Source organism: Streptomyces sp. CO7 (assembly GCF_053474865.1).
Genome location: NZ_JBRIOU010000002.1, coordinates 1,504,487 through 1,509,849 on the forward strand (window position 1 = coordinate 1,504,487; position 5,363 = coordinate 1,509,849).

Sequence of the window (5,363 nt, forward strand, 5' to 3'; positions counted from 1 at the left end):
GCCGCGGGCCCGTCCCGCGCCCGCGCCCGGGACCGGGAGCGCGGGACCGGGCCGTCGGAAGCCCGGGCCGCCGTCACCGCCCCAGGAGCAGCCGCTGCAGCTCCCGGGCGGCCCGCGGCGGCGCCACGTCGCTGCGGTGGGCCAGCGCGATGGTGCGCGACGGGACCGGCGCGGCCAGCGGCGTCACCCGCAGTCCGGCCCGCGCCGCCACCATCCGCGGCACCACGGCGACCCCCAGGCCCGCCCGCACGAAACCGAGCACGGCGTCCATCTCACCGCCCTCGACGGCGAAGTCCGGCTCGAACCCCTCCGCCCGGCACGCCTCGACCGTCAGTTCCCTCAGGTCGTAGCCGTGGCGGAACATGACCAGCCGCTCCCCCTCCAGGTCGGCGATCCGCACCCGCCGCGCCGGCCCGCGCCCGTGCCCCGGCGGCGGGGACTCCGGGGAGGACACCACCACCAGTTCCTCGCGCAACAGCTCCACGGTGGTCAGGGCGGGCGAGGGCGTCCTCAGCGGCAGCACCACCAGCGCCAGGTCCAGCGCGCCGCGCGCCAGCTCCCGCACCAGGTCGTGCGACCCGCCCTCCTCGATCAGCAGCTGGATGCCCGGATAGCGGTCGTGGAAGGCCCGCAGCACGTCCGGCAGCAGGCCGGTGCACAGACTCGGCGTCGCGCCGAGGCGCACCCGGCCGCGCCGCAGCTGCGCCACCTCCTGGACCTCCTGGCGGGCGGTCTCGGTGTCCGCCAGGATCCGCCGGGCCAGCGGCAGCAGCGTCTCCCCGGCGTCCGTCAGGGTGATGTTCCCGCGCGCCCGCAGGAACAGGTCCGCCCCCAACTCCCGCTCCAGCGCCTTGATCTGCTGGGAGAGCGAGGGCTGCGCGACGTGGACCAGTTCCGCCGCACGGGTGAAGTGCCGGGCCTCGGCGACCGCCACGAAATACCGCAGTTGCTGCAGGTGCATGCCGCGATGATAGGCGACCATAGGCTGCAGCTATCAAAACGAGGCGCACCATGTCTTGGACCGATCGGCCCGGACGGTCGTACCTTCGCTCCATGGCTCTGGCAACGCGGACGGGCCGACGGCCGTCCAGAACACGCGCGGTGTGGGACTCGACCGTCGGCAAGAAGGCCGTGATGGCCGTCAGCGGCCTGATCATGCTGCTCTACCTGGTCGCCCACATGATCGGCAACCTCAAGGTCTTCTTCGGCCCGGGCGAGTTCAACGCCTACGGCAACTGGATCCGCACCGTCGGCGAGCCGTTCATGCACTACACCTGGACGCTGTGGATCATCCGGGTCGTGCTGGTGGCGGCGGTCGTGGCCCACGCCACGGCGGCCTACCAGCTGAGCCGCCGCGACATCAGGGCGCGCCCGGCCAAGTACGTCCACGTCAGGCGCCGGGCGAGCTACGCCACCCGCACCATGCGGTGGGGCGGCGTGATCCTCGGCCTGTTCATCGTCTGGCACATCCTGGACCTCACCACCGGCCACGCGCACGCCGGCGGCTTCCAGGAGGGGCACCCGTACCAGAACGTGGTGGACACCTTCTCCACCTGGTACGGCAACGTGATCTACATCGTCGCCATGCTGGCGCTCGGCCTGCACATCCGACACGGCTTCTGGGCCGCCGCGCAGACGCTCGGCGCCGGCGGCCGCAACCGCGACCGTGCCCTCAAGGGCGCCGCCAATCTTCTCGCGCTGCTGCTCACGGCCGGTTTCGTCGCCGTTCCCGTGGGCGTCATGACCGGAGTGGTGAGCTGACATGTCCTACATCCGCTACACGACCGGCGATCCCGTCGCCGACACCACGGCGCCCTCCGGTCCCGTCCACGAGCGCTGGGACCGGCGCCGCTTCGAGGCCAAGCTGGTCAACCCGGCCAACCGCCGCAAGCACACCGTGATCGTCGTCGGGACCGGCCTGGCCGGCGGCTCGGCCGGCGCCACGCTCGCCGAACAGGGCTACAAGGTCGTCCAGTTCTGCTTCCAGGACTCCCCGCGCCGGGCGCACTCGGTGGCCGCTCAGGGCGGCATCAACGCGGCGAAGAACTACCGCAACGACGGCGACTCGATCCACCGGCTCTTCTACGACACGGTCAAGGGCGGGGACTTCCGCGCCCGCGAGTCCAACGTCCACCGGCTCGCCCAGATCTCCGTGGAGATCATCGACCAGTGCGTGGCCCAGGGCGTGCCGTTCGCCCGCGAGTACGGCGGCCTGCTCGACAACCGCTCCTTCGGCGGCGTCCAGGTCTCCCGCACCTTCTACGCCCGCGGCCAGACCGGCCAGCAGCTCCTGCTGGGGGCCTACCAGGCCCTGTCCCGGCAGATCGCGGCCGGCAACGTCGAACTGCACCCGCGCACCGAGATGCTCGATCTGATCGTCGTCGACGGCCGCGCCCGCGGCATCGTCGCCCGCGACCTGGTCACCGGGCGGATCGACACCTACTTCGCCGACGCCGTCGTCCTGGCCACCGGTGGCTACGGCAACGTCTTCTACCTGTCGACCAACGCCATGAACTCCAACGCGACCGCCGTCTGGCGGGCGCACCGGCGCGGCGCCCTGTTCGCCAACCCCTGCTTCACCCAGATCCACCCCACCTGCATCCCGCGCACCGGCGACCACCAGTCCAAGCTCACCCTGATGAGCGAGTCGCTGCGCAACGACGGCCGCATCTGGGTGCCCAAGGAGCCCGGCGACGACCGGGCGCCGAACGAGATCCCCGAGGAGGAGCGCGACTACTACCTGGAGCGCCTCTACCCCTCCTTCGGCAACCTGGTGCCCCGCGACATCGCCTCCCGGGCCGCCAAGAACGTCTGCGACGAGGGCAGGGGAGTGGGCCCCGGAGGCCAGGGCGTCTACCTCGACTTCGCGGACGCCGTCGGGCGGATGGGACGCAGCAAGGTCGAGGAGAAGTACGGCAACCTCTTCGAGATGTACGAGCGGATCACCGCGGAGAACCCCTACGAGGTGCCGATGCGGATCTATCCCGCCGTGCACTACACGATGGGCGGACTGTGGGTCGACTACGACCTGCAGACCACCGTCCCCGGGCTGTTCGCGATCGGCGAGGCCAACTTCTCCGACCACGGGGCCAACCGGCTCGGCGCCTCCGCCCTGATGCAGGGCCTGGCCGACGGCTACTTCGTGCTGCCGGCCACCATCAACGACTACCTGGCACGCCACCCGCACGCCGGGGACGTCACCGCCGCGCACCCGGCCGCCCGCGAGGCGGTGGACGCCACCCGCGAGCGCCTCGAGCGGCTGCTGTCCGTCGACGGCGACCGCACCCCCGACTCCTTCCACCGCGAACTGGGCGAGCTGATGTGGGAGTTCTGCGGCATGGCGCGCGACGAGAGCGGCCTGCTCAAGGCCCTCGAGCGGATCCCGCGGATCCGTGAGGAGTTCTGGCGGTGCATCAAGGTGCCCGGCACCGGCGAGGAGTTCAACCAGTCCCTGGAGAAGGCGAACCGCGTCGTCGACTACCTCGAACTCGCCGAGCTGATGTGCCTGGACGCCCTGCACCGCACCGAGTCCTGCGGCGGCCACTTCCGCGCGGAGTCGCAGACCCCCGACGGCGAGGCCGCCCGCAAGGACGACCAGTTCTCCTACGCGGCCGCCTGGGAGTTCACCGGCACCGGCACCGCGCCCGTGCTGCACAAGGAAGACCTGGTCTTCGAGTACGTCCACCCCACCCAGCGGAGCTACGCATGAAGCTCACCCTGCGCGTCTGGCGGCAGCGCGACGCCGCCACCGACGGCGCCATGTCCACGTACGAGGTGGACGGCATCTCGCCCGACATGTCGTTCCTCGAGATGCTCGACACGCTCAACGAGAAGCTCATCCTGGAGGGCGAGGACCCCGTCGCCTTCGACCACGACTGCCGCGAGGGCATCTGCGGCGCCTGTTCCCTGGTCATCGACGGCAACGCCCACGGGCCGGAGCGGACCACCACCTGCCAGCTCCACATGCGGTCCTTCCGGGACGGCGACGTCATCGACGTCGAACCCTGGCGGGCCGCGGCCTTCCCGGTGATCAAGGACCTGGTGGTGGACCGGTCCTCGTTCGACCGCATCGTCCAGGCCGGCGGCTACATCACCGCGCCGACCGGCGCCGCACCCGAGGCGCACGCCACGCCGGTGCCCAAGCCGGACGCCGACTACGCCTTCGAGCACGCCGAGTGCATCGGCTGCGGGGCGTGCGTGGCGGCCTGCCCCAACGGCGCCGCGATGCTGTTCACCTCCGCCAAGGTCAACCACCTGAACGTCCTCCCGCAGGGCGCCCCCGAACGGGAGACCCGGGTGCTGGACATGGTGGAGACGATGGACGCCGAGGGCTTCGGCGGCTGCACCCTGGCGGGGGAGTGCGCGACGGTCTGCCCCAAGGGCATCCCGCTGTCGTCCATCACCGACATGAACCGCGAGTGGCTCCGCGCCACCGCCAAGGGGGCGCGGCGCTAGCCGCACAAGGACCGTTCGCCGACGAGGTGCGGACGGGCGGGGCCGGCGTGGTGCTCATACCGGCCCCGCCAAGCCCTTCACGGCGCGGGCGGCTGGGCTCCGCCGTCACCGGGCGGGCGGCCGCCAGCGGGGCGGCCACGCCGAGGGCTCGGCCGGGACGCGCACCGCGAGCATCGCCACGTCGTCCTCGTTGTCCGGTGGGCGTGAGCTCTCGAGGAGTTCGTCGGTGAAGTCGTCCAGGTCCCGGTGGACCAGCGAGGCGGCGTTCCGGCGCAGGCGCTCGAGGCCGTCGTCGATGGCATCGCGCGGCGACTCGACCAGCCCGTCCGTGTACAGCACGAGGGTGGACCCCGGCGGCAGCGGGGCGATCCCGTCGGGCCGCTCGGGAGAGATGCCCAGGCCGAGCAACGGGGCGTGCCCGTCGAGGAGGTAGCGCGCATCGCCGTCCCGGGTGACCAGCAGAGGCGGCGGATGGCCGGCGTTGGTCCAGGACAGCGCGTAGCGGCCTTCCGCCGAGCAGGTCAGCCGCCCGCAGATCAGCGTGGCCATGGAGACCTCCGCGATGTGCGTGCACGCCAGGTCCAGCCATTCGACGATCTTGCTCGCCGGTTTCTGCTCGGACCAGCTGTAGGCGCGGAGCATGTTGCGCAGCTGCGCCATGCCCGCGGCGGCCTCCAGGTCGTGGCCCACCACGTCCCCGACGGCCAGTATCAGGGCTCCGTCGCGCAGCACGAACGCGTCGTACCAGTCGCCGCCGACCTCGAGGTCCTCCGGTGCGGGCCGGTAGCGTGCGGCCAGGCCGAGTCCCGGCACCCGCGGAAGCTGGGGCAGCAGGTGCCGCTGCATCGTCCTGCCCACGGTGAGCTGCCGCTCGTACAGCCGCGCGTTGTCCAGCGCCAGACCGGCAC

The 5,363-nt window shown here is 71.9% G+C and carries 5 protein-coding genes; 3 read left to right on the forward strand and 2 right to left on the reverse strand.

Annotated elements, in window-relative coordinates; translation table 11 throughout:
• Positions 1 to 73: 73 nt before the first annotated feature.
• Complete coding sequence (locus ACOV8S_RS08885; protein ID WP_448317157.1) at positions 74 to 961, reverse strand: LysR family transcriptional regulator; 888 nt, start codon at positions 959 to 961, stop codon at positions 74 to 76.
• A gap of 92 nt (positions 962 to 1,053) precedes the next feature.
• Here ACOV8S_RS08885 and ACOV8S_RS08890 point away from each other — a divergent pair, with 92 nt between their 5' ends.
• The 3 genes from ACOV8S_RS08890 to ACOV8S_RS08900 are packed head-to-tail and all read left to right on the forward strand — an operon-like array spanning position 1,054 to position 4,455.
• Positions 1,054 to 1,761 carry a succinate dehydrogenase gene (locus ACOV8S_RS08890; protein ID WP_448317159.1) on the forward strand — a complete coding sequence of 236 codons (708 nt, stop codon included), beginning with the start codon at positions 1,054 to 1,056 and terminating at the stop codon, positions 1,759 to 1,761.
• Position 1,762: 1 nt separating this feature from the next.
• Complete coding sequence (locus tag ACOV8S_RS08895) at positions 1,763 to 3,709, forward strand: fumarate reductase/succinate dehydrogenase flavoprotein subunit (protein WP_448317161.1); 1,947 nt, start codon at positions 1,763 to 1,765, stop codon at positions 3,707 to 3,709.
• Entirely contained in the window at positions 3,706 to 4,455 is a 750-nt protein-coding gene (locus tag ACOV8S_RS08900; RefSeq protein ID WP_448317163.1) for a succinate dehydrogenase/fumarate reductase iron-sulfur subunit, read from the forward strand. Before ACOV8S_RS08895 ends, ACOV8S_RS08900 begins: the two co-directional genes overlap by 4 nt.
• Before the next feature lie 105 nt (positions 4,456 to 4,560).
• Here the strand turns inward: ACOV8S_RS08900 and ACOV8S_RS08905 are convergent.
• A partial coding sequence (locus tag ACOV8S_RS08905; RefSeq protein ID WP_448317164.1) for a PP2C family protein-serine/threonine phosphatase occupies positions 4,561 to 5,363 on the reverse strand: 803 nt, incomplete at its 5' end.

Coding starts and splice junctions, on each gene's coding strand:
- ACOV8S_RS08900 (WP_448317163.1), top strand. CDS start 3,706: ATGAAGCTCACCCTGCGCGTCTGGCGGCAGCGCGACGCCGCCACCGAC.
- ACOV8S_RS08895 (WP_448317161.1), top strand. CDS start 1,763: ATGTCCTACATCCGCTACACGACCGGCGATCCCGTCGCCGACACCACG.
- ACOV8S_RS08885 (WP_448317157.1), bottom strand. CDS start 961: ATGCACCTGCAGCAACTGCGGTATTTCGTGGCGGTCGCCGAGGCCCGG.
- ACOV8S_RS08890 (WP_448317159.1), top strand. CDS start 1,054: ATGGCTCTGGCAACGCGGACGGGCCGACGGCCGTCCAGAACACGCGCG.